Origin of the sequence: Methanobacterium aggregans, from assembly GCF_017874455.1 — an archaeon.
GTDB lineage: Archaea > Methanobacteriota > Methanobacteria > Methanobacteriales > Methanobacteriaceae > Methanobacterium_C > Methanobacterium_C aggregans.
The window spans coordinates 98,567-120,622 of sequence record NZ_JAGGLN010000006.1; the positions used below are offsets into that span (position 1 = coordinate 98,567).

The 22,056-nt window shown below is 36.6% G+C and carries 22 protein-coding genes and 1 rRNA gene; 10 read left to right on the plus strand and 13 right to left on the minus strand.

Going from position 1 to position 22,056, the window contains the following annotated elements:
- Positions 1 to 329 precede the first annotated feature (329 nt).
- From J2756_RS09820 to J2756_RS09830, 3 genes are all read left to right on the plus strand, one after another.
- A complete protein-coding gene (locus J2756_RS09820) occupies positions 330 to 821 on the plus strand; it encodes a DUF488 domain-containing protein (protein ID WP_209585172.1) in 492 nt (163 codons plus the stop codon).
- Positions 822 to 939: 118 nt separating this feature from the next.
- Complete coding sequence (locus J2756_RS09825) at positions 940 to 1,113, plus strand: hypothetical protein (protein WP_209585174.1); 174 nt, start codon at positions 940 to 942, stop codon at positions 1,111 to 1,113.
- Entirely contained in the window at positions 1,103 to 1,360 is a 258-nt protein-coding gene (locus J2756_RS09830) for a type II toxin-antitoxin system RelE family toxin (protein ID WP_209585177.1), read from the plus strand. The genes J2756_RS09825 and J2756_RS09830 overlap by 11 nt, the downstream gene beginning before the upstream one ends.
- Before the next feature lie 287 nt (positions 1,361 to 1,647).
- Here the strand turns inward: J2756_RS09830 and J2756_RS09835 are convergent, their stop codons facing one another.
- From J2756_RS09835 to J2756_RS09855, 5 genes are all read right to left on the minus strand, one after another.
- Complete coding sequence (locus tag J2756_RS09835; RefSeq protein WP_209585180.1) at positions 1,648 to 2,844, minus strand: low temperature requirement protein A; 1,197 nt, start codon at positions 2,842 to 2,844, stop codon at positions 1,648 to 1,650.
- Between the two features lie 204 nt (positions 2,845 to 3,048).
- A complete protein-coding gene (locus J2756_RS09840) occupies positions 3,049 to 3,222 on the minus strand; it encodes a hypothetical protein (RefSeq protein WP_209585182.1) in 174 nt (57 codons plus the stop codon).
- A 4-nt stretch (positions 3,223 to 3,226) separates the two neighbouring features.
- Positions 3,227 to 3,580 (minus strand): hypothetical protein, encoded by a 354-nt coding sequence (locus tag J2756_RS09845; RefSeq protein ID WP_209585184.1) that lies wholly within the window; start codon positions 3,578 to 3,580, stop codon positions 3,227 to 3,229.
- Between the two features lie 28 nt (positions 3,581 to 3,608).
- Positions 3,609 to 3,941: a hypothetical protein gene (locus J2756_RS09850; RefSeq protein ID WP_209585185.1), complete on the minus strand. Its 333-nt coding sequence runs from the start codon at positions 3,939 to 3,941 to the stop codon at positions 3,609 to 3,611.
- A gap of 125 nt (positions 3,942 to 4,066) precedes the next feature.
- Positions 4,067 to 5,152: a C39 family peptidase gene (locus tag J2756_RS09855; RefSeq protein WP_245316029.1), complete on the minus strand. Its 1,086-nt coding sequence runs from the start codon at positions 5,150 to 5,152 to the stop codon at positions 4,067 to 4,069.
- A 308-nt stretch (positions 5,153 to 5,460) separates the two neighbouring features.
- On the opposite strand from J2756_RS09855, the gene J2756_RS09860 reads away from it, so the two are divergent.
- Complete coding sequence (locus J2756_RS09860; protein WP_209585188.1) at positions 5,461 to 5,679, plus strand: hypothetical protein; 219 nt, start codon at positions 5,461 to 5,463, stop codon at positions 5,677 to 5,679.
- Positions 5,680 to 6,169: 490 nt separating this feature from the next.
- Positions 6,170 to 6,958, plus strand: a complete 789-nt coding sequence (locus J2756_RS09865; protein WP_342593132.1) for a peptidoglycan-binding protein — start codon at positions 6,170 to 6,172, stop codon at positions 6,956 to 6,958.
- A 524-nt stretch (positions 6,959 to 7,482) separates the two neighbouring features.
- On the opposite strand, the gene J2756_RS09875 is transcribed toward J2756_RS09865, so the two are convergent.
- The 8 genes from J2756_RS09875 to J2756_RS09910 form a co-directional block, all read right to left on the minus strand.
- Positions 7,483 to 8,466, minus strand: coding sequence for a glycosyltransferase family 2 protein (locus tag J2756_RS09875; RefSeq protein WP_209585190.1), 984 nt, complete (start codon positions 8,464 to 8,466; stop codon positions 7,483 to 7,485).
- Positions 8,467 to 8,638: 172 nt separating this feature from the next.
- Positions 8,639 to 9,814, minus strand: coding sequence for a DegT/DnrJ/EryC1/StrS family aminotransferase (locus tag J2756_RS09880; RefSeq protein ID WP_209585191.1), 1,176 nt, complete (start codon positions 9,812 to 9,814; stop codon positions 8,639 to 8,641).
- A gap of 183 nt (positions 9,815 to 9,997) precedes the next feature.
- A complete protein-coding gene (locus tag J2756_RS09885) occupies positions 9,998 to 10,273 on the minus strand; it encodes a hypothetical protein (protein ID WP_209585193.1) in 276 nt (91 codons plus the stop codon).
- Positions 10,274 to 10,841: 568 nt separating this feature from the next.
- Entirely contained in the window at positions 10,842 to 11,828 is a 987-nt protein-coding gene (locus tag J2756_RS09890; RefSeq protein WP_209585195.1) for an ATP-grasp domain-containing protein, read from the minus strand.
- Positions 11,825 to 12,403 (minus strand): metallophosphoesterase family protein, encoded by a 579-nt coding sequence (locus J2756_RS09895; RefSeq protein ID WP_209585197.1) that lies wholly within the window; start codon positions 12,401 to 12,403, stop codon positions 11,825 to 11,827. Before J2756_RS09895 ends, J2756_RS09890 begins: the two co-directional genes overlap by 4 nt.
- Before the next feature lie 801 nt (positions 12,404 to 13,204).
- Positions 13,205 to 13,891, minus strand: coding sequence for an Hsp20/alpha crystallin family protein (locus tag J2756_RS09900; protein ID WP_245316030.1), 687 nt, complete (start codon positions 13,889 to 13,891; stop codon positions 13,205 to 13,207).
- A gap of 1,046 nt (positions 13,892 to 14,937) precedes the next feature.
- Positions 14,938 to 15,882, minus strand: coding sequence for a flavodoxin domain-containing protein (locus tag J2756_RS09905; RefSeq protein ID WP_209585199.1), 945 nt, complete (start codon positions 15,880 to 15,882; stop codon positions 14,938 to 14,940).
- A gap of 233 nt (positions 15,883 to 16,115) precedes the next feature.
- A complete protein-coding gene (locus J2756_RS09910) occupies positions 16,116 to 17,303 on the minus strand; it encodes a potassium/proton antiporter (protein WP_209585201.1) in 1,188 nt (395 codons plus the stop codon).
- Positions 17,304 to 17,557: 254 nt separating this feature from the next.
- Between J2756_RS09910 and J2756_RS09915 the strand changes: the two genes are divergently transcribed.
- From J2756_RS09915 to J2756_RS09935, 5 genes are all read left to right on the plus strand, one after another.
- Positions 17,558 to 19,057, plus strand: a complete 1,500-nt coding sequence (locus tag J2756_RS09915; protein WP_209585204.1) for a DUF2193 domain-containing protein — start codon at positions 17,558 to 17,560, stop codon at positions 19,055 to 19,057.
- A 59-nt stretch (positions 19,058 to 19,116) separates the two neighbouring features.
- Positions 19,117 to 19,326: a DUF2180 family protein gene (locus tag J2756_RS09920; RefSeq protein WP_209585206.1), complete on the plus strand. Its 210-nt coding sequence runs from the start codon at positions 19,117 to 19,119 to the stop codon at positions 19,324 to 19,326.
- The gene (locus tag J2756_RS09925; RefSeq protein WP_209585208.1) at positions 19,327 to 20,067 is read left to right on the plus strand and encodes an MIP/aquaporin family protein; all 741 of its coding nucleotides are present in this window, start codon (positions 19,327 to 19,329) and stop codon (positions 20,065 to 20,067) included. It begins immediately after the preceding gene.
- A 406-nt stretch (positions 20,068 to 20,473) separates the two neighbouring features.
- Positions 20,474 to 21,427 (plus strand): ribonuclease H-like domain-containing protein, encoded by a 954-nt coding sequence (locus J2756_RS09930; RefSeq protein WP_209585210.1) that lies wholly within the window; start codon positions 20,474 to 20,476, stop codon positions 21,425 to 21,427.
- Between the two features lie 456 nt (positions 21,428 to 21,883).
- Positions 21,884 to 22,056 (plus strand): 16S ribosomal RNA (locus tag J2756_RS09935); the annotation flags it as partial.

Sequence of the window (22,056 nt, forward strand, 5' to 3'; positions counted from 1 at the left end):
GAACAGTATAATTACTGGATATCACTAAACATTCTATGATTTCCAATTATATTTATACCTTGGTAACTAAATCCATGAAAACAAATGTTCAACCTATCCCATCTAACTGTGATTAAGAGGGACTTGAACTCCCTTAGATACCCTGCAAAACTGAGTTTTTACAGTCTTTAATTCCACATATTCACTCATTGAAAGAGTTAAAACCATAAAAACAGTTACTACCTAAAAACACTTACAACCCTAAAATAATCATACAAACGTTATTTATATAATGTAGAAATTGATACGCTTTATCACAGGAACCTATGCAATAAAATGAAGGAATCGTTATGGAAGATGAGAACTACCTCTTCACAGTTGGCCACAGCAACGTGGACATGGAAAACTTCATGGAACTAATCCGATCCCATGGTATAAAGTTGATCGTTGATGTGCGCAGCTCCCCCTACAGTAAGTACGTTCCACAGTTCAACAGGGAAAACCTGAAGGCAAAACTGGAAGATGAAGGTGTGGGCTACGAATTTTTAGGTGACAAAATAGGGGGCAAACCAAAGGATGAGAAGTACTACGAAGATGGGAAGGTTGTTTACAGTCTGATCGAAGCTGGTCCAGCCTACAGGGAGGGAATATCCAAGCTTATGGAACTTCTAAAAACCAGGAAAACCTCTCTCATGTGCAGTGAAGAAAACCCCTTCAACTGTCACAGGCACAACCTCATAAGTCAAACCCTCCTCAGAAGGGGAGTTAAGATCCTCCATATCCGGGGCAACGGAAAACTTGAGAAAGCCAGGATGAACGACGTCCAAACAACCCTTTTTTAATGAGTGGTAACATGGAGATATACATAGGTTTACCAAAAAAGTGGCATCAAACATTCCGGATTGAGACTTTCAGCAAATATAATAAACCTTAAAAACATAATAAAAAGCGGTGAAAATATTGACTGAAATAGAAAAGGAACTCAATGAAATCAGGTTCATGCTGGAGAAAATCGAGGGAATAATAGATTCCCGTCTGATTGGGGTGGAAGAACCAGAGGAAGATGAGGTAGTGGCAATTGAGGCCTATGAAAAACTGAAAAAAGAAGGGAAACTTCAGTTAAATGAAATATAAAATTTTTATAGACAAGAGGGCTCAAAAACAGTTGGAATCATTAAGTTCTGATTCTAATAGTGCCATACACAAAAAGCTTCTTAAACTTAAAGAGGGGTTTCTTCCAGAACTTGATATTAAGAAGTTAAAGGGTTACAGAAATCATTACAGATTGAGAGTGGGTGGACACAGAGTCCTTTTTGAGCTTCATGAAGGTCATGAAATAATAATTTTTGCTGTTTTACCCAGGAAGAAAGCTTATAAATAACCTCTTATTTTTCGTGATTAATTCTACAAATATCAATTTAAACTCGTTTTAGTATTTAATTCCTATAAAACCATTTTACAACCAAAATAAGTTTGTAAAATCCAGAAGGTTGTACCTTCAAGTTACAATCCACACTATGTCTCAAGGATGGATCCATAACATGTTTACGTACCGTAAACTTTTTGTTTACGCATCATGAACAAATGTTTAGGAATTGTAAACTTAATTTTTTTAAAAAATTTTTAATAAAATCAAAAACAACTTTTTTAAACTACAACTTTTAAAATCTATTTGTACATCTTACAAACAGCTGGAGGCTCCCTGAAGCTCAGAACCATCTTCACGATACAGAGCAGGGTTAAGATTCCCAGTATCACGTATCCCGGTAAAGTGGAGCCTAAAAATCCTGTAAGCACCACCAGAACTATTATAACGTAGTAGGGTAGTCTGAATATCTGAAGAGCCCATTCTTTGCAGGTTTCCATGCTGTAGGAGGATATGAAGACTATGGTGAGGGAGAGGAGTGCAAGGCCCAGGGAGCAGGTTAAAAGCCATACCTCCCCTGCAGGCATGAATCCTGTTCCAAGGTATATGATGTGTTTCATTCCAACTGCTGTTGAAACGATTCCAAGAAGCAGTGGGAAGTGTGAGTAGAGCCAGAGCTGGTACTTGGCCACCTGATGCCCTGCCTCCTGAACATGGGCCTCAGCTCCTCCTGACTCCTCGAAGTAACCCCACCATAGGCTGAAGGCTATGAGAAGCCCCATGAAACCTGTGACTTCAGTTAAAATACTGGGCCCTGCATTTATAACGGTGAAAACAACGCTGATGATTGTTTCACCTATGAGTATAATGGTGAAGAGTCCGAAACGCTCGGGTATGTGGGTTGGATGGGGTGGAAGGGTTACCTGGAGCTTTCCAGATGTGAGGGGTGTGAGAACATCCACGAGAAGACCCAGTCCCCAGAGTGCAAAGCGCAAAGGTGGAGGTGTGAAGGCTGAAACCACCCATATCATGGCAGCAGCACCAAAACCCACGACGTAACGTTTGCTGAGGCTGTGGGCTTCAGGCACGTGCCTCCAGATGCGGAGGTACTCTGCAACCAGTATGAACCTTAAAAATGCATAGGAAAGTGCAAATCCGAATCCTGAGGCTCCAAGAGCATCCTTAACATTCACGGTCATCATGGCAACAACCAGTATCTGAAGCATGGTCAGAAACCTGTTGAACATGTCGTCTGCACCGAAACGGCTTAGGTAAAATGTGTGACCCACCCAGCTCCACCACACTGCAAAGAACACAGGTATGTACTCCAGGAAGATGATGGGAGAGTAATCTGCAGTGAGGTTCAGTGCAAGCTGGGATATTGCAGCAACGAATATCAGATCGAAGAGGAGTTCCAGCCAGTCTGCATGCCTCTCAGATTCCTCATCGTAGGGAGCATTGAGATTGGGTTTGATTATGAGATCCTTTCTAAGCCTCATGATGATTACCTTTGGGTAATAATATGAACCTCACTTTTAAAAACTGTTTCATAAAAAATGAACCCGCATGAAACATCCCATATTTTCTTCTGTAGAAAACCATTTAAAAAATAGTGTTTTTTTAGGCATGCTCCCCTACCACTAGGGGGATCATGGGAATGCAAGTCCTTAAAAGGGAATGTAAATCCTTAAAAAATAGTTTAATTAATGCCATGACTTCAAAGGAAATACTATTACAGCAAACATTACTGCAGCCATTAAAATCCTTAATTCAATCCTCTGTGGGTTTATAAGGGTTACATATAAAAATACAAGTAAAATAACTGTTTTCAGGACTAGTTTTAGGATTTTCCATGATTTATCACTTGTTTCCACCATAAACTCATCTCCCAAGGGATCTGAACCACTCTGGAATCAATCCCAGCCATCCCAGAATCCCCAGGATTATGGTGATTAATGCAATGATAATGTAGGTCATGTTGGAGTAGTTTGTAATATCAGTCCCTTCTACTGAAGTCCAGATCAAGGTGCATGTTAAAAGGGAGATTCCCATTAAAATTGCAAGAGTATCCTCATGATGTTTGTTAAGGAGTCCTGAAACTATGAAGTAGATTCCAAGGATGATAATGAGGATGGTTGTAAGTGTGAAAGGCCCTGGAATTAAGGCTACTGAGACCATAAATAGTCCTAATATAACTAACCATGGTGAAACTTCTTTGTTTTTAAATTTAACCATTTTTAACCACTTATTAATTAAAATATCTTTAATTCAACCATTTTTCAGGTATGTAACCCAGATACTTCAAGATTCCACTACCTATGAAAAGGAAGGATAGGATCAAGTAGAAAGTATCAAGGGGAGCCTTTTCAAGGGCAGATACAGCTAAAATGCATATTAAAAGCACTGTGCCCATTGAAATTGTTAAAACATTGAAGTATCTCCTCATAATTCCAAGTAAGATGCTGTAAATTCCAAAGATAATTCCAAATATTGTGAGTGTAACTGGTTTATCCAAGGGTATCAGGGCTATTAACAATATTAAGGCTCCAAAGATTATTATTCCTGGTGAAAAATCTTTATTTTCAATATTAAACATTAAATCTCCTCTCTTTTTATTAATATTAATTCTTAGTTAGTTTTTAGAGTAAATTTAGAATTTACTTACATTTTAGTTATGTACAATTATTTAACTTAAAAAAATGAATTAAGGGTTATAAAGAATTAAGTAATGCCGTATAACCACCAACCTTCATTTACATGCTTTTTTCCCACAGTATTTAGGTAAGTATATCCTAAAACAAATGCAACTCTTCCAGCGGGATGTACAACTCCTAATCCTCCAATGATTTGTGCACAATGTGCTCCATAGTAATAAATTTTCCAAAAATTGAAACTCCTATTGTACCATGCTTTTTTCTTCCATTTTTTCTTCTTTTTCATTTTCTTATTGATACGGTACTTCCAGTTCTTACCCTTTATCCCCATCATTTCATCCTGGCTCAGAGTCCTGTTCTGGGGGTTTGCAAGGGTTGAATCTGTATCGTTGCAGGTATCTTCAGGGGTTTCTGGTGCACTGTCACTTGAGGATTTTTCTGGATCATTTTCAGTGTTAACTGCAGATCTTTCCATATCACAGGTTCTGGGATCATCCACAACCAGTGCGTAGCCGTTGTACTCTTCTTCGAACTCTTCACGGGTTAGGTTAATGTTTCCAAGGCTTGGATCTGCAAGGAGGACTGTTTCATTGTTTATATCGCGTATCACACTGTAGTGGGCTCCTCCGTTCACAGTCATGTACACAATATTATTACTTTTAAGATCATTTGATGATATTTTCATACCTGTTGCATTTAAACCTTTGGATCTTGCTGCCTGAAGCAGTCCGTACATGGTTGTTCCATTCTCATCAGTACCCGCAAGAGCTGCAAGTTCCAGTTCTGTTGCATTGAGCCCCATGTTGTTCAGGGCGGTTGCAAGGGATGCAGGTCCGCAGGTGTAGTTGGTTGTTTGCATAACAACGCCTGTTGTGTTACTGGGAACATCAGATAACGATTCATTGATCTGCTCTTCTGATGTGTTCATGGAGCTGTTATCCTCTTGGCCCAGGTCTAACCTAACCTTCTCTTCACTCAGAGCTGTCAACTCTGCGGTTTCATTTTCAATGGGAATTTCAAGCTCTGAATCAGTTCCTTTACCCTTTACATTTACCATATTGCTGTTCTGTGAATCTGCAGAAACTGCAACTGCTATGGAGGGTGTTGTACAGAGTATCACGGTTGCAATCAGCAGGGCTGCAATTCTATTCATGTGCTTATCACCTCATTTGTATTACTACAACTTAGTTAAGTAATACAATTACTTATATTTTATTAATTTTACTAAAATAAGTATTATTAAATACTTCATGTTCCTGAGATAAGATCATTCAAAAATGAAAATGATTAAAACAGTCTAAAATTAATTTTCATTATTTTAAATACATTTTAAGGTTAAAAAAAATTAGATCATCTATAAAAATATCAGAAAACCTTTCGTCCATGAATTTAAACCCCTCACTATTAATATAAAAAGGGACAGATTATAATAACAAGTTTTCAGTATGGGAGTGAATTAACATGGGGTTCAAGTACCTGAAAAAGGATGAGAAACGCATCAAAAAAGAGCAGGAAAAACTGGATGAAAAATATGAGGACCTTTTGAACCAGGCAGAGATTGAAAAACTTGAAAAAAGGCATGATGAACTTGAAGGGAAGGGTGAAGCCCTGAACTTCAAGGAGAAGATTCTTCTTGAAACCTATGAAGAAGTTATTGAAAAGAAGAAGGATAAAAAATAAGAAAATCCCTACTTTTCAAATTTCTTTTAGTTCAATTAACTGTACTAGTATAAATTATTGTACTACCATTACTAGGTATAATTCATTGTACTGATCTGACCTTTTAGATTTTAGAAAATTTTTAACTATTTTTATCCAGTTCATGGAAAATATTCAAAAATCAGTTTAAATGCCCCAAAAACTCTTAATTCAAATAGAACTGCCCCTATTTCTAAATTGATCCTCAATTAATTGTAACTTGAAATTATTAATCAATGTTGGAACTTCAGGTATCTTACCAAGTTACATGGGCTGAAGAAGAATCATTTGATGAACCCTTTTTTTTAGGAATACACTTTGAATAACGCCTTTTTGCTTAAATTACAAACTGAGAAAACTGATCCCGCCGCCATGATTTTAATACCTTCTCAGAGGCTTTTAAATTAAAAAAAGAGCCCAATATGCCCTGTTTTTTATAAAATGAATCCCAATCTTTATATATCATGTTGAAGTGATTAAAGGAAGTACCAAAAAAAGTTCTAAAATAACCTTTAGGAATTTAGAACGTGGAGGCGGTACAATTAATAGAAAAAGGACATATGCAGCGGTATTCTCGTTGTGTGTGATATTCAGTGTCCTGCCCTTTGCAGGTGCTGTTCAAACAAGTGATATTGTAAAAGATAGTTTAAAAGAAAATTTTACTAAAAATACCAATGAAACAAAAACTGTTGCAGATAACAACCTGAAAACAGAAGCAAGCATGTACAACGTGGCCAAAGTACAGCCATGGTTCCAGGATCAGGGCTACTACACACGGGCAATCAATGGATCCTACAGTCACTACAAAGACGGGACTGAAAACAGTTCCACAGATTCTGAAATAGACAACACATGGACAACAACCCATATGGCAAGATCCTTAGGACAGGTTTTAAACAACACCCTACCAAAATCTTCAGAGAATGGAGTTGAAGTTAACTCTTCATTAAATTCCAGTGCGAATGACAAGGCCAGTGCAAAAAGAGTTGTAACCAAAACTGCAAGGGTAACAGTAACCAAAAACACCATCAGCGGCTGGTTCATGCCCACAGGTATTTATGGTTCAAACTATGCATATAAATGGTACTACAAAACATGGCTGAACTACGATCCATCCTCAGGCCAATGGGGTGTGCTTGAATACAACCCAAAACATGCTCAAGGTGCAGAATTAACATCCTCAGTAACTGGTGTTGATTACGATGGAGTATCTGGTTATGAGAAGGAATACAGTCCACGCTGGCATCTTTCAAAACCTTAAAACCATTGAGAAATCAACTGTTCCAAAGTCCCCAGGAGTAACATGGGGATACTCACTCTTTTTATTTGTTAATACTTAAAAAATCAAAATACAAGGAAGTTCAGAGTAACAAAAAGAGGAAATATTCATTGAATTATACTTCCTCAGCTGAATAAACAGCAATATCCATTTCTTCAGCCACGATGTTTTCAATAGCTTCGCCGAATGCTTTGAAATGCTCTGTTTGCATGTGAAACAATGCAAATTTTCATATTTCATTATTACAACCTTGTGCTTGATGGAATCAGTGATTGTAATGGTTCCTCTCTGAACTAAAAACTGTGGCATTTTCAATGATGGGCCATGGTGAACACTCTAAAAAAAGCAACGATACTATCAGATGGTACAAAAATTGATTATAAAGATCTACACGTACTTTTAATGGAAGGGGTAAAAAAATTTGATACCATACATGAAGAGTACGAAAAATTACTTGTTAAATTTGTTTTGCTGCTTTTTTTGAGAATAAAGAAATATTAAATTATCTAAAACTTCCAACCAGCATAGTAACCCCTTATTATTGCCCATGATAGTCTCCAATCACCTCTGATCCAGAAGTCCATAGCATCCATTAAAGCTCTAAAGAAGATCAGATTACTATAAACAACCATTTTAGACATGGATACATGTTTTTTCAACATTATAAGGCGGTTCCTGTAGGAATAGTAAAGTGAGAGTTGGCTCAATCTACTAGAAAATCTCTCTTTATGGTATATTATGGAGGAAGGTTGGTAAAATATTTTATAGCCGGCTTTAACCACCCTTAAACAGAAATCTGTTTCTTCAAGCATTAAGAAAAAATTAGAATCCAGCATTCCCACCTCCTCAATAACATGGGACTTAATTAACATACATGCCCCCAGTACAGAATCCACTTCATGGGTTTCATCATATTGTCCCTGATCCAGTTCGCCTATGCCCCTATTTTGGGCTATACCTAAGGGCCATTTCATTTGTGCACCAGCAGAATTGATGTAATCTTTTTCAGGGAAGTAACAGGTTTTAGGACCTACCACTGCCACCCCTTCATAGACCATAGTAGGGGCCAGAAGTCCATTTAAAAAATCATTTTTTACCACGGTATCATTATTCAAAAGCAAAATATAATCTGGCTCAGTGAACTTCAAGGCGTATTCAATACCCAGATTGTTTCCACAGGAAAAACCCAAATTTTCCCGGGCTTTAATAATAGTTACCTCATTTTTAGTGGAGTCATCAGGTTCAGCCGTTGATAAATTCGCCTGGAAAATTTCTTTTACTTCAAAATGTTTTTTTAGGTTATCATCTGTGTCAAATACCAGCTCCAAGTATTTCCTTATTTTTAGAACGGAATCATCGTAGGAATCATTGTCAACAATTATTATATCATAATTGGGATAACTGATTTCCCAAAGTGAATCCAAACATTCCAATGTATCTTTCCACCCATTCCAATTCAAAATAACTATTGAAACTCGAAGATCATCCATTCCATCCCCCCAAATAGAAATTATAAAAAAGAAGTAACAACTAATTGATAAAACAGTACTTCATGCCCCTACAATTGGACAGAAGGTATGGGCCTTATCAATTTTATAAAAGAATCCCCTCTTTTTGGCAGATTTAAATTTTTAGTAAAGCCAAATGTAAACAGAAGGATGTTTAACTTACAACCTCCCGAATAATATTTATAATTTTATAAGTATCCACTAAAGACAGGGTCGGGTATAAAGGTAGGCACAGTATGCTGTTAGAAACATCAGTGGCTGTTTTTAAATCATATTTCCTGTTCAAATCGTTTGATTTATTTTTAAAGTATTCAAAATCCGCAGTTAGTGGATAGAAGTATTTACGTGGATAGTAACCCCTTTGTGACAGGGTTAATTGTACCTGGTTCCTTGTTTTCTCATCCTCAAAACAAACTGGCATGTAGGCATAATTGTACTGGGAAGCCTGAATTTTTTGGAATTTTACATCCAGATCTTGCAGATTCTCCACGTAACACTCGTAGATAAGTTTACGTATTTGAATATTTTTTTCTATATTTTTAAGGTTACATAGTCCCATTATGGCCTGAAATTCATTCATTTTGGCATTGGTACCGGGTAAAATCACTTCTTCTAGGGAAGTGTCAATACCATGGTTACGAATCAATTTAATTTTTTCCTCCACTTCAAGATCATGGGTTACCAGAGCCCCTCCCTCAATGGTGTGGAAAGCCTTGGTAGCATGGAAGCTCAAGGTGGATATGTCCCCGTAGGAAAAAATTGAACGATTCTTGTACTGGACATTAAAGGCATGAGCACCATCATAGATAACCATGAGATCCTTATCCTCTGCAATCTCCTCAATGACCTCAACATCACAGGGATTACCATAGGTATGTACTGCCATTATGGCTGAAGTATCAGGGGTGATTTTCCGCTCCACATCCCGGGGGTCAATGTTAAATGTTTCAGGATGGATGTCTGCAAAAATTGGATTTAATCCTTCCCATAGTAAGGAATTGGTGGTGGCAGCGAAGGTGAAAGGTGTTGTAATAACACTGCCCTTTATATTCAGGACTTTTAAAGCAATTTGTAGGGCTAAAGTACCATTAGAAACAAGTAAAAACTTTTTTAAACCCATGAATTCCTTTAGTTTTTTTTCCAGTAACTGTACAAACTGCCCATCATTGGTTAACCATTTACTATCCCATATCTCCTCTAAATAATGTACATATTCATTTATATCAGGTAAATCTGGAAGGGTAACATTAATGTGATTTTCATTTGAAACTTCGGTACTGATTTGAATTTCAGCCTCAGACTCCAAATCCTGGGAATCTAAATCTAACATACCTTCTATTATATCTGGAATATAGTTATCTTGAAAATATTTAGCTTTAGTAGTGGTGTTATGATTGTATAAATCATTTATAGGGTATTTTAAAAATAAATAATCCACAATATTCTTCAATGGATGAGAATTTGCCATTTTTGACCCTCCTGAAAAAAGTATTAGGAAATAGATTTTTTTAATCTATCCCCCTACAATTTTTACAGAGTCCTCAGCCCAGAAGTAGTAGTGACCCCATGGACAATCAGGATAGGTCCAGCACTCTAAGTTAGCGGATGTGGAATCAGAATTGAGACCTAAATCTTGCTTATTGAAGTGGCAGATTAAATCAATATCTCCATCAAAGTCCACATCTTCATAAGCCCAACGCACTGGACTGGCTCCAGCAAACCTTATAGTACTGGGGTCCACCCAACATGCATCAAAACCGTTTTCAGTTAAAATAGCTACAGCTACCACGCCATTACTTTTGATATTAATGGCGTTGGGATCACTCCAAGGTTTAATATCTATATCACAAGCTACGGCCGTAGAGACTGTAGCTAATACCATTATGGCGGTCAAAAGACCTACCATTCCTGTTCTTTTCAAATATCTCCCCCCAATTGATATTAAATCAAAGATGTAAGCTTGAAAATTATCAGGAATAAACCCACTCCAATAAAGGGGATAATAGATATTATACCAATATTATGAAATAAGGTAATGATTTTTAATGATCATTTGGAGCTGTTTATTTCGTTAATCCTACCTATTTCTTTTCACTGATTATCTATATTTTATGTATGAAGTATTATATAACAGTTCACACATCTCTAGAATTAGATAAATTTAAATATAAACCCTACTTTTTTTGAAATTGTTGATGCATCTATTAGTAGGTTAGAGCTGGATCCATACCGGTAAGGTTTGTGAATATACTTATGATCCATCTGCAGGAAGAACTGTTGATTCTAGGTTTAATGACCACGTCCAGTGGGCTGTAACTACTTAAAAATAGGGAGATTTGAATCTCCAGAAAGTAAAATTATAACTTACGTCTGGAATACACATGCTTGTTCAGTCCCATGTTTTCTATCTGAGCATATTCCACCACCAGTTCATTCCAGTACCTTAAAATAACCATATCTTTAATGTCATACTGGGGTGTTTTTCCCTGGATATAATCACATACCATGGCAGGTTCATTGAATCCAGCTAGTGCCCGACTGGCCGTAGTTCCTGAACAACGGGCATTGAATTCAAAAATATAAGGAACATCTTCATCCATTCGTAATTGCACATTACATGGTCCATAGGGATTAAGAACCTCAATCACTTCTTTCAAATGATTTTCTAATGGATCATCTTTGATAACGAATGCTTTATAAGTATCTCCACATCTAAGCTGACGTTTCATAATTATGGGGCCTAAAAAATCTCCATCAAGGGATACCGTGCCACAGGTGTACTCAGTTCCCTGTGCATATTCCTGAATTACGAATTTATCTGCTTCTGATGATTGCTGGAGACTTTCCAATGTTTTATTATCTTTGATAACAGTTTTATCTACGGATCGAGCCCCTCCTTTTCTAGGTTTTACTACAACTGGAAAATTCAGTTCTCCATTATAATCCAAAAGGTTGTAGGTCTCTAAAGCAGGAAACCCATTTTTTTCTAAAAAATAATAAGTTTCAAGTTTATCATCTGCAATTTCAACCACTGACGGGTCACTGACCATCACAGTTAAGGAGGTTTTTCTTTCCATCTTTTTCTTATTTCTTGCCAAATAAGGAAGTTCTGCATCTAAACCTGGAAAAAGTACTTCACACTCCTCTTCTTCACATATTTCTTGAAGGCGGGGGATAAATTGAGGTTTATTAGCATAATGTCCTAAATAGGCACAGGGCACCCCATACAATCCAGCTCCCAGCAAGTCACTATCAATTCCAACTAACTCATGAGTGGTATCATTCAATGCTTTTATTATGCTTTGCCCGACTCCTCCACCCACTCCTGTAACTGCCACCTTCATAATATGTCCTCCAGATCAATGAATTTTATTTCATCATCATCTATTTGTACATATCCTCTTTTAAATCCATTTCTACCTTTGGTAATTGAACCTGGGTTGATAATGGTCTTTCCATTATGTTCAAAAAAAGCCTTTTCATGGGTATGCCCAAAAAAGATATATTTAATCTCTGAGGAGGTGTGATTAATTAAGCGCATTAAATCTTTTTCAGACCGTAAATAATCATCCCCCAAGGAATGGATTATGTACATATTTTCAAAATAAATTTCTGGTTTTAAAGATGATAATAACAGTATTTGTTCATCAGAAAGTCTTTTACGAGTATATTCGATGGAATCACGAACTAAAGGATGCTGATTATTCAGATTCTCTTGAGTAATGGACATACGGTCATGATTTCCTAAAACTACCAAATCCACATGGTGGAAAATAAAATCAATACAATCTTCTAGATCCTGCCCATAACCCAGAATATCTCCACAAAAGATGCTTAAATCTGCATCTTTTAATTCTGGTTCTATATCCTGAAGACTTTGCTTGTTAGCATGGAGATCTGAAAAAACCACTATTTTCATTGGAAACTCCTTAAATGAATTTATGTAAATTAATATTAATTATGTCCTTAAATTAGATATAATTGTATTTATTCCTGTAAATTTTAAACAACATTTTTAAACAACATAACTGTTCTATTTTCCCTGTTAAATTTCTTTGCAGTATTTTTTTGAGTTTAAACAGGTTAATAAACCTAGAAAACTCATTTTGGGTACGTGTTTGTGTTATGGTGGGTTGTCCCTTCTTTTTTTTGAAAGATCAGTAAACCTCTTCAAGATATACTAAAAACATGGGTATTACCCATATTTAGAGTGTACAAAAATAATTCAAAAAAAACTTATTTTAAAGCTTGCATTAATTCTTAAAGTAAGTTTAAATAGGTAAGTATGTTTTTTTAAATTATATAATATTCGCGAGCATCTTTAGAGTGAAAATAACCTTTAATAGTAATTTTTGAATGAAATTTACATGAATATTTACTTCGTTATAGAAGACTATAACGAAGTTTATTAAGAACTCAAAATTATCCTGACTGTAAAGAATGGGATATAAGACTATAACGAAATAGACTCAAAACTTAAAATTGTCCTGCTGTAGAGCAAAGGATAGAGGCCTATAATGAAGTAACTCTATTTTACTTATCCCGTGGGGTAGCAAAGGACAGTTTAACGAAGAAAATACGATATTCCCAGTTTTTTTCATTAAAAAATTGTCAAATCTGTTTGTATTTTAACATTTTATGGGATTAACAATTAACCTTCAACCACAGGCCGGCACTCATCAATGGGAAATGGAAAACCATTCCCATTAAAAAAAGAAAATTAGTTGATATTGATTTTATGCACCTTTTTTCCTGGTTTAGGCAGTTTAATGGTTAAAACAGCGTCTTCGAATATGGCTGATGCTTCTTTAACCTTTATTTCCGATGGAAGTGTTAGTGTCCTCTTTGTTTCACCGTAGCTTCTCTCTTTTTGGATGTAGTTGATATCTTCCCCTTCAATTTCCTCTTCGAACTTTGCAGTGATATCTACACTTTCACCTGCAATTCCAATATCAATATCTTCCTTCATCACACCTGGAAGGTCAATTTTTATTATTATGTTGTCTTTGGTTTCAATAATATCTGCTGCTGGTTTTTGGAGAGCTGTTGTGTAACTTGATAGAGTTTTCCCAACTTCTTCTTGTTTAACTTTAATAGTGTCCATTATATCATTCAACAACTTCTCTGCCTGTGTCTTTTTTTTCCCAGCTTCTTCTTGCATATCTTCGGTTTTTTCCTTTACATCTTCTTTCATTTCATGCATTCCACTGGTAACATCCTCTTTTTTTTCAGAAGCACTTGATTTAAGGTTACCTACTTTTTGTTTTGCTTCTTTTTCCATATCTTCGGTTTTATTTCCGATATCTTCTTTCATTTCATTTATTTTACTGGTAACATCCTCTTTTTTTTCAGAAGCACTTGATTTAAGGTTACCTACTTTTTGTTTTGCTTTTTCGTTATTTACCATTTTATCCCCTCAAATTTTTTTATTTAATGTATAAATTAAGTAAATTACATTTTCAAAATGCAACTGATTACCCCTTCTTGAAAACTCTGCCTTTAATTAGAACTTTATCCCAATAACTTCAATCATCTCATGGTGTATTATTTTGTTATTGCTTAATCCCATTTTTGCTGATATCCCCCTTTTTTTAAAATAATGGACTTCACTTGGTTGGTTTCAAAATTCCATTCTACATCTTTTACTAACCTTATTTGGTCTCCAGATTCGTCTATACATCTTTATCAAGCACTTCATCTGATGTTTTCATCTTTTTCTACTCTCCAACGAATCCATCTACATTCAGTTTCAGTATTGAAACTAGAAGCCTATCACTTAATAATAATTATGTTGATATTTATTATTAAAACCTTTTATTTCTGTTGATCGTTACTATTAAAATTTTGTATCTATATTGATAATTATTATTAAAAATTTTCTATACTTGCATAAAAAAAGTTCATTTTCTGATCTACATTTAAAAAATAGCATCCAATGATTTAATATTAAAATATAAAAAACTCATACAGAAGTTGGGTGGTGGGCTTGTGTTGCATTCTGTAATATGATTCCAAAAGGCATGGTTAAAACTTGAATGAATTATCTATTATCTGTGTTAATATCTAGGGGTGTTCATTGATTTACAGTAATTTTCAACATTTTCTGGATTGATAGTATCGAAAACATGAAAAACATACAACTTTCAAGGATTTGGTGTATCCTACAAAGTTAATCTTTGATAGTTTTTAAATTTTCCTTTTGAGCATTTAACTTAAACTGGCAAAACATAACTTTTACCAATTTATGCATATATCCTGGTTGTATAATATGTGGGCTGCAACCAGTACAACTGGCAAGAGTATGAATTCAGAATCTGCAAGTGTTTGGGAGGATTTAATCCTCTTTAAATTAAATTTTAATCCAAAATTTGGATTTTAAAATTTTTCTCCATAAAAAAGAAGAGTCAGTTAGGAACTGGGGTTATAAAAGGTTAAAAATAAGTTAAATCTGATTTAAAATGTTAATATCTGTTTTGTGTCCCAACCTCCCTTTCTGAATTTGTGGTAAAGAAATTCAACCCTTTTTAAACCTATTTTTATTATATTCATATCCACAGGCAGAGATTCAATAACAGTCCGATTAATCCCCTTTAAATCAATTATATCCCAGTATTCACTGCTTGATTTCTGGATTATATCACATTTTCCAGTTATCTGCATCCCTGCAAGGCTTGCCATTCCATTGTAGGGGTCGTGGATTGCAAGGGAAACATTCTGGTTCATGATTAAATTGGCAAATTTTTCCCCACCCTCTGTTAAGATGTAAATGAATCCATCACTGTAGAAGTATTCCAGTGGAGTTGCCCTGACCCTGTTTTTAAATGATGTGGCAAGTGTGCAGGTGTTGTGGGATAGGAGAAAATCTTCCACGTAAACCCTGAGCTTTGAGGGATCCAACCTTTTTACAAGATCTTCCTTGAGATTTTTAAGTTCAAGGGAGTACTCTATCACCTCTTCCATGCTGAAGAAATCCATATCCTCAAATGGAAGGTCAGCTTGTTTCAGGAAGGATTCAAGGGTCTTATAATCCTCCAGATCAAGGTTGTTCAGCTTCAACCGGCCGCCGATGGTATCTTTACTCACAATATTGTTTCCAAAAAGCTTCTCAAGGGTTTTAAGGTTTTCAATACCTCCCTTACGGTCTATGCACGTGCAGAAAAGGGCCACTGGTTTTTCGGAGAGCCAGTCACGATTTTCATTAATGAATCCTCTGATCTTTGGGTCAACATCTCCCCTGTAGATTGGAGAGCCTAAAACAACGAAGTCAAAGTCCTGATATTCAGTTTTGAACTCATCAACAACGCAGTGTACTGCAGGTCCCAGGATCAATGCAATGGTTTTGGCAACAACTCTGGTTGAACCGTATCTGCTCTCATAAACAACGAGTGTTCTCTGCATATCACCAAACTCCTACTTCGTCTTATAAAATACCCATGGATGGCATAATTTTTTAAGATCAGTTAAACAATAATTATTAAAGGAATAATATATAAATCTATACGTTGAACAGTTGAAAATGGTTAGATCTACATATACTCACTCGAAAATCAATGAAACGATTGCCTCCAATCTTTATTCACTTTTTTGGGGATAAAAATTTTCAGAATAAATTTTAAAAATCTTGTCCCATTTTATTCAGGTTCTTCAGATAACCCAAGGTACTTTGCAGCGGTGTTGATGGTTGAACCCTGTATGAGGGCAGATGTTATTGTTATGAAGAAGACAACGTTGAATATCAGGTCTGCACCAGTTACTCCTGCAACTATGGGGTACGTGGCGAGTATTATGGGAACAGCACCCTTGATACCAACCCATGAAATGAATATCTGGTCTTTAAATCCAACCCTGAATGGTGAAAGACATATAAAGACTGCAAGGGGACGTGCAACCAGAATCAAAAAGAGGGAGATTAAAATTCCCACACCCATAACTGGTATCATTTGAGAGGGGAATACAAGAAGTCCAAGTGTTAAAAACATGATGATCTGCATGAGTAGGGCCATACCATCGTGAAACTGAATCTGCTCTTTTTTATGGACAAAATCACTATTTCCAAGGATCAAAGCTGCAATGTAAACACTCAAATAACCATTTCCGCCCACATAATTGGTTAAAGAGAAGATTAAAATCGCTAATGCAATTGTGAGAACAGGGTAAAGTCCTTCAAGGTGAAGTTTGATCCTGTTTATTATTTCCACCATACCCTTTCCAGAGAGAATACCCAGAAGCACCCCAAGACCAATGGACTGTATTAGGGACATTACCATTGCAGGGAGGGAAGTTTCAGGATTGAGTATCAGGAATATAATGGTCACTGTTAAAAAGTAAGCCATTGGATCGTTACTTCCACTTTCAAGCTCCAGAAGGTGTTCTAAATTGTTTTTCAGGCCTGATTTTTTGGATCGGAAAATAGAAAAAACAGCAGCTGCATCAGTTGAGGATATGATTGAACCAATCAGGAAGGATTCCATAATTGGGAATCCTGTAACCCAATTAATGAAAAATCCAACAGTCAAGCTTGTTATTAAAACGCCTACTGTTGAAAGGCCCACACCCTTCCAGAGCACAGGTTTCACATCTCCCCATTTTGTATCTAATCCTCCTGAAAAGAGAATGAAGATCAGTGCAATTATTCCTACAAACTGCACTATGTATGGGTCATCAAAATAGATTCCACCTATTCCTTCAGAACCCGCAAGCATCCCTATTAAAAGGAAGAAGAGGAGTGATGGAACTCCCAACCTGTGGGATGTTTTGCTTAGGACTATGCTTATAAAAAGTAGGAGTGAACCCAGTAAAAGAAATTGTTCAGGACCCATAATTAATATTTATTTTATCTCCTTTTATATAGTTTATTTTTTGACAAAGCGGGTTATTAACCTATTATAAATTTCAAAGGGCAATATATTAAAAATAGCATGAAAAATGGAGAATATATCTTGAACCTATGATTTTTGGATTGAGAATTCTTCTTCCCTCCATAAGTATTAACTTTGGGGTGCAAATAGATTACTATTAAAAATATGGCAAAATATATGTTGGAGATGGATCATAAGAACTCCATGGTGATAAAATGTTTGAGATATACGAAAAAATGGTAAATGAAGCTATTGCAGCTCAAAAAGCAGATGTAGAAACCATTAAGAAGAATAGGGGAGGAAACTTTAAGGTAACGGATACAAAAGCATATCTTGATGTTGTAAATAAAATGGGAGTGGCAGACGGTCAAAGTAAATCTGTAATAGATTTGCACGTTGATTCAGTTAATGCACACTACAGCACTCTCTCAAATCTCACAGACACAGTAAGACCAGAAGACGATCCATTCGTGGAGCATTACCAAACACCTGCAGTCCTTGAAATATTGTATGAAGAGGATGAAACATTCAAAAAAAGTACAGACAAATTTATAGAAGCCATAGGAAAATCAGAGGCACTCATAGGCAAAGAGGTTGTACGTAGATATGGGGGATTCTACGGGCCAACATGTGTGGTTGACTTCGCACTCATACCTGGAAGCACAAGTAACATTGTAAACCAGATACTCAAAGGAGTGGATATTCCATTGAAACACAAACAGGCACTGCTTTCAGCAAAATCATGGGGTATGAACACATCCTACGGTATAGGAGAAACCTTTGCAAAGCAGGTAGAATCTGGAGCAACACTCACAAAAGCCATTGAAAATGAAATAGATATGATAAAAAGGATATATGAAAGTCCAATAGATGCTCAGACAGAACTCATGAACGCAGCAGGACATGAATCCTTTGACGTCAACAAGTACATGCTCAACTACAAAAAGAAAATGGAAAAAACAGTTAAAAATGCAGTTGACGATGGAGTTCACTACGGTAACATAGTAACAGTTCCAGCTTACTGTGTTGGGGACATATCACACCACATAGCCCAATCAACCTACAACATGTGCAAAGATGATATGATCATGGCTGTTATAGAAGCAACAACAGCTGTAATGGAATCAACACTCAAAAAAGCAATACCTTCATTTAAAAGTGAGTATCAACCATTATCACTTGCAACAGGCTCATCTGCATGTGCAGTTGAATACATATTGGAATTAGATGGGTTTAACGCACCAATGATAGTAAGTCTTCTAACAGAGAGGTTCCACAACTATGTTCAGCTCTACGCAGACCGGGGTGCAGCAGCAGAACTCCACAACTGTGACTTCATGGACATGATATACAGGGGATGGAACTACCTTGACAAGGCAAGAAGAATGAAAAACGGCTCAGGAGAACCACTCGAACCAAACGTTGCAGGATTCAAGGTTGACCTGGAACCATTAAATCAAAACGAGGTTTTAATGAATCCTCAGCGCTATGCATATCCTGCATGTGCCATATCTGTAAGGTTCTCAAGTTTAATGCGTCTTGCTGATTATCCATGTCTCCTTACAAGTGAACCTGTAACAGCCACCATGATGACCAACATCATTGCAATGCACAAGGAAAGTCCAGCTTCACCTGCAAGGGTCTGCAAAGACTGTGCATCTGCATCCCTCGTTGACTTCAGACATGATTACTGCCAGTGGAAAGAGGCAGTTTAAAGACTTTTTTAACACTTTTTTTTAAGACATTTTTTAAAATAAAGGTTGGAGGATATAATATGAAGTGTTACATCTGTGCAAAGGAAGGAAAGGACACTGATGCTGTTGCAATGTGCATAGTTTGTGGTATGGGGCTCTGTATGGACCACCTTGTAAGGGAAGATGTGGATGTGTGGGAGGGAGGTTATCCATTCCCAGCTCAGAGAATGAAAAAAGTTCTTCCAAGGATACTGTGCCCTGAGTGTTACAATGCAATGGGTGGTGGATGAATGGCAAACCTCACAAAAAGGTGCCTTGCAGAATTCATAGGAACATTCTTCCTGGTTTTCATGGGTACTGGGGCTGCGGCCATAACCCTAATGATAAGCCATGGTGTTACAACTCCTAATGCATTCAACATTGGAATAGGTGCCCTTGGAGGATTGGGGGATTGGCTTGCAATTGGTCTTGCATTTGGATTTGCAATAACAGCATCCATATATGCCCTGGGCAACGTATCAGGTGCTCATATAAACCCAGCAGTTACACTGGGTTTGTGGTCTGTTAAGAAGTTCCCAGGAAGGGATGTTGTTCCTTACATAGGTTCACAGCTTGCAGGAGCATCAGTTGCAAGCCTGCTCCTTGCAGGAATACTGGGGATGGGTGCTGTAACCATTGGCGGTCTTGGTGCAACTGTACCATTCCAGGGTGTTGGATACATCCAGGCAATAGTGGCAGAGGCAGTTGGAACTTTCCTTTTAATGATTGCAATAATGGGTGTTGCAGTTGATAAAAGGGCAACACCCGGATTTGCAGGACTTATCATAGGACTCACAGTTGCAGGTGTAATCACAACCCTGGGTAACATAACTGGATCTTCACTGAACCCTGCAAGGACATTCGGACCATTTTTAGGGGATATACTCCTTGGAGGGACCAACTTCTGGAACTACTTCCCAATATATGTGATTGGGCCTGTATTGGGGGCTGTACTTGCAGCATTTGCCTACCAGTACATGACCAGCGACTGAAAATGGACAATAAAATGATTTGAACTATTTAATGGAAAAGATGTTGGTAGGAATACTTCTCCCATCACATATTTTTTTTTATTCAATTTTTTTTATTCTTTAACAAACATTCCAAATATAAATATTTTGTATATTAATTTAAAATACTCCTTTTAAGGTAAATATTAATTTAAAGTGATTTTTATAGGGAAGAAGGATTAATTTTCAATTGATAACTCTATTAATATGTTTAATAAGTTATTTTTACTATTATTTTTAGTTTAAAATGGAATCTGAAGAGATTTTTAAAGGGATAAATACATAGAACAATATAAAAATTAAAGAAAGTTAAAAGAATTTGCACATGATCTTCAAGATAAACAAAAAAAAAGATCATGCATTGATTCATAATTTCAAGGAGTATAACATGCCCTCACATAATGATTTAGAAGTCCATGAATTAAAGGAAGAACTCTTAAAGGAACACGAAGGAGATTCAGTTGAAGATTTCTTTGATGGTGAAGAGTTAGAAACAAAGTACGGCCCTTGCTACAAGATCACAAACCACACTTCACTCAAATTAAACACCCTAAAACAGGATAAAGCTAAAAATAAGATATTAAATGATTTAAAATTGTTGAATGGTATTGGGGAGTCACGGGAGAGAACTCTGAACCAGGATGGCTACAAGAACCTAAGAGATCTGGTTGAACATCCTAGATTTGGGGAATCTGCATCAACCCTACTTGAAGTCATTGATGAATCTGATGCTTCCAGACTATCAGAATGCATATCTTGCAGGTATCCCAAGTCCCATCCCCTGATGCTTTGCTCATCAGTTTTCCATGAAACTGAAAATCTTGTTTTTATGGACATAGAAACCATGGGACTTAAAGATGTTCCATTAATTCTTATAGGGGTTGCAGAAATGTCTGGTGATGATGTTGAGGTTAACCAGTACCTTCTGCGAAATTTACATGAAGAAAATGCCGCCATTGAAGGATTTTTATCACACCTACACGAGAAAAGTGTTTTTGTAACCTTCAACGGTCAAACATTTGATGTTCCCTACATAAAAAACAGGATGTACTACTATGGAATCAAAAAAAAGATGACAAGGGACCACCTTGACCTCATGCACTTCTCAAGACGTGCCTGGGGTGCTCAACTTCCAAACTGTCAGTTACAAACCCTTGAAAAACATCTCTTTGGAATGGAAAGGCAGGGAGATGTGCCAAGTAGTAAGGTACCGGCTTTTTACAAAACTTACCTTGAAACAGGAAACATAGGGCCTTTAGTCCCAATAGTTGAACACAACAGGGAAGATATTGTAACCCTTGTAAAACTCCTCTCCAGACTCTACGATGAAGTTGAAGTTTAAGGGCTTGGAAGTTTAAGAGGAAGTTTTTAAGAAGATTCTAATTTTAGGAAAGTTCTGCGAAACAAGTTTTTGCAGTATTTTCTATTATCTTTGTCAATCTACAGCTTGGCTGTATAGTATGTGCTACGATTTAAGGCGTTGGCCGGAGTGTGAGAATTATCACTCTATGAAGGCTGTTTTTCCAGTCGTAGCGAAATGTATGAGGACTTGAACCCTTTGCGAATAGCAGAATTGTTCTTGTTTGATGTTGGACTTTCGTATGTGAAAGAAATTTTTTTATGTGGTAGATTTTTTTGTGGTGATATTTGATTGTCTATTTCAAGTAGACAGATAACAATGTTCCATAAGAAAAATGTGATTCATATAAAACCCGCTTTTAAATTTAATTCCAAATATATATTATAAATACTTCCATAGTGTGTTTTTTAAGACCATCCGTCTGATTTTAAACGTGTAAATCCGTTTGATCCTGGCGGAGGCCACTGCTATTGGGGTTCGATTAAGCCATGCAAGTCGAACGATTCTCTTCGGAGAGTCGTGGCAAACGGCTCAGTAACACGTGGATAACCTACCCTTAGGACTGGGATAACCCTGGGAAACTGGGGACAATACCGGATACATGGAGATGC

Bases quoted from the DNA above. Each gene is read 5' to 3' on its own strand.
- J2756_RS09845 (WP_209585184.1), bottom strand. From the start codon at position 3,580: ATGGTTAAATTTAAAAACAAAGAAGTTTCACCATGGTTAGTTATATTA.
- J2756_RS09850 (WP_209585185.1), bottom strand. From the start codon at position 3,941: ATGTTTAATATTGAAAATAAAGATTTTTCACCAGGAATAATAATCTTT.
- J2756_RS09910 (WP_209585201.1), bottom strand. From the start codon at position 17,303: ATGGGTCCTGAACAATTTCTTTTACTGGGTTCACTCCTACTTTTTATA.
- J2756_RS09820 (WP_209585172.1), top strand. From the start codon at position 330: ATGGAAGATGAGAACTACCTCTTCACAGTTGGCCACAGCAACGTGGAC.
- J2756_RS09890 (WP_209585195.1), bottom strand. From the start codon at position 11,828: ATGAAGGTGGCAGTTACAGGAGTGGGTGGAGGAGTCGGGCAAAGCATA.
- J2756_RS09880 (WP_209585191.1), bottom strand. From the start codon at position 9,814: ATGTTAGATTTAGATTCCCAGGATTTGGAGTCTGAGGCTGAAATTCAA.
- J2756_RS09860 (WP_209585188.1), top strand. From the start codon at position 5,461: ATGGGGTTCAAGTACCTGAAAAAGGATGAGAAACGCATCAAAAAAGAG.
- J2756_RS09900 (WP_245316030.1), bottom strand. From the start codon at position 13,891: ATGGTAAATAACGAAAAAGCAAAACAAAAAGTAGGTAACCTTAAATCA.
- J2756_RS09920 (WP_209585206.1), top strand. From the start codon at position 19,117: ATGAAGTGTTACATCTGTGCAAAGGAAGGAAAGGACACTGATGCTGTT.
- J2756_RS09895 (WP_209585197.1), bottom strand. From the start codon at position 12,403: ATGAAAATAGTGGTTTTTTCAGATCTCCATGCTAACAAGCAAAGTCTT.
- J2756_RS09855 (WP_245316029.1), bottom strand. From the start codon at position 5,152: ATGAATAGAATTGCAGCCCTGCTGATTGCAACCGTGATACTCTGTACA.
- J2756_RS09875 (WP_209585190.1), bottom strand. From the start codon at position 8,466: ATGGATGATCTTCGAGTTTCAATAGTTATTTTGAATTGGAATGGGTGG.
- J2756_RS09835 (WP_209585180.1), bottom strand. From the start codon at position 2,844: ATGAGGCTTAGAAAGGATCTCATAATCAAACCCAATCTCAATGCTCCC.
- J2756_RS09925 (WP_209585208.1), top strand. From the start codon at position 19,327: ATGGCAAACCTCACAAAAAGGTGCCTTGCAGAATTCATAGGAACATTC.
- J2756_RS09840 (WP_209585182.1), bottom strand. From the start codon at position 3,222: ATGGTGGAAACAAGTGATAAATCATGGAAAATCCTAAAACTAGTCCTG.
- J2756_RS09905 (WP_209585199.1), bottom strand. From the start codon at position 15,882: ATGCAGAGAACACTCGTTGTTTATGAGAGCAGATACGGTTCAACCAGA.
- J2756_RS09930 (WP_209585210.1), top strand. From the start codon at position 20,474: ATGCCCTCACATAATGATTTAGAAGTCCATGAATTAAAGGAAGAACTC.
- J2756_RS09830 (WP_209585177.1), top strand. From the start codon at position 1,103: ATGAAATATAAAATTTTTATAGACAAGAGGGCTCAAAAACAGTTGGAA.
- J2756_RS09915 (WP_209585204.1), top strand. From the start codon at position 17,558: ATGTTTGAGATATACGAAAAAATGGTAAATGAAGCTATTGCAGCTCAA.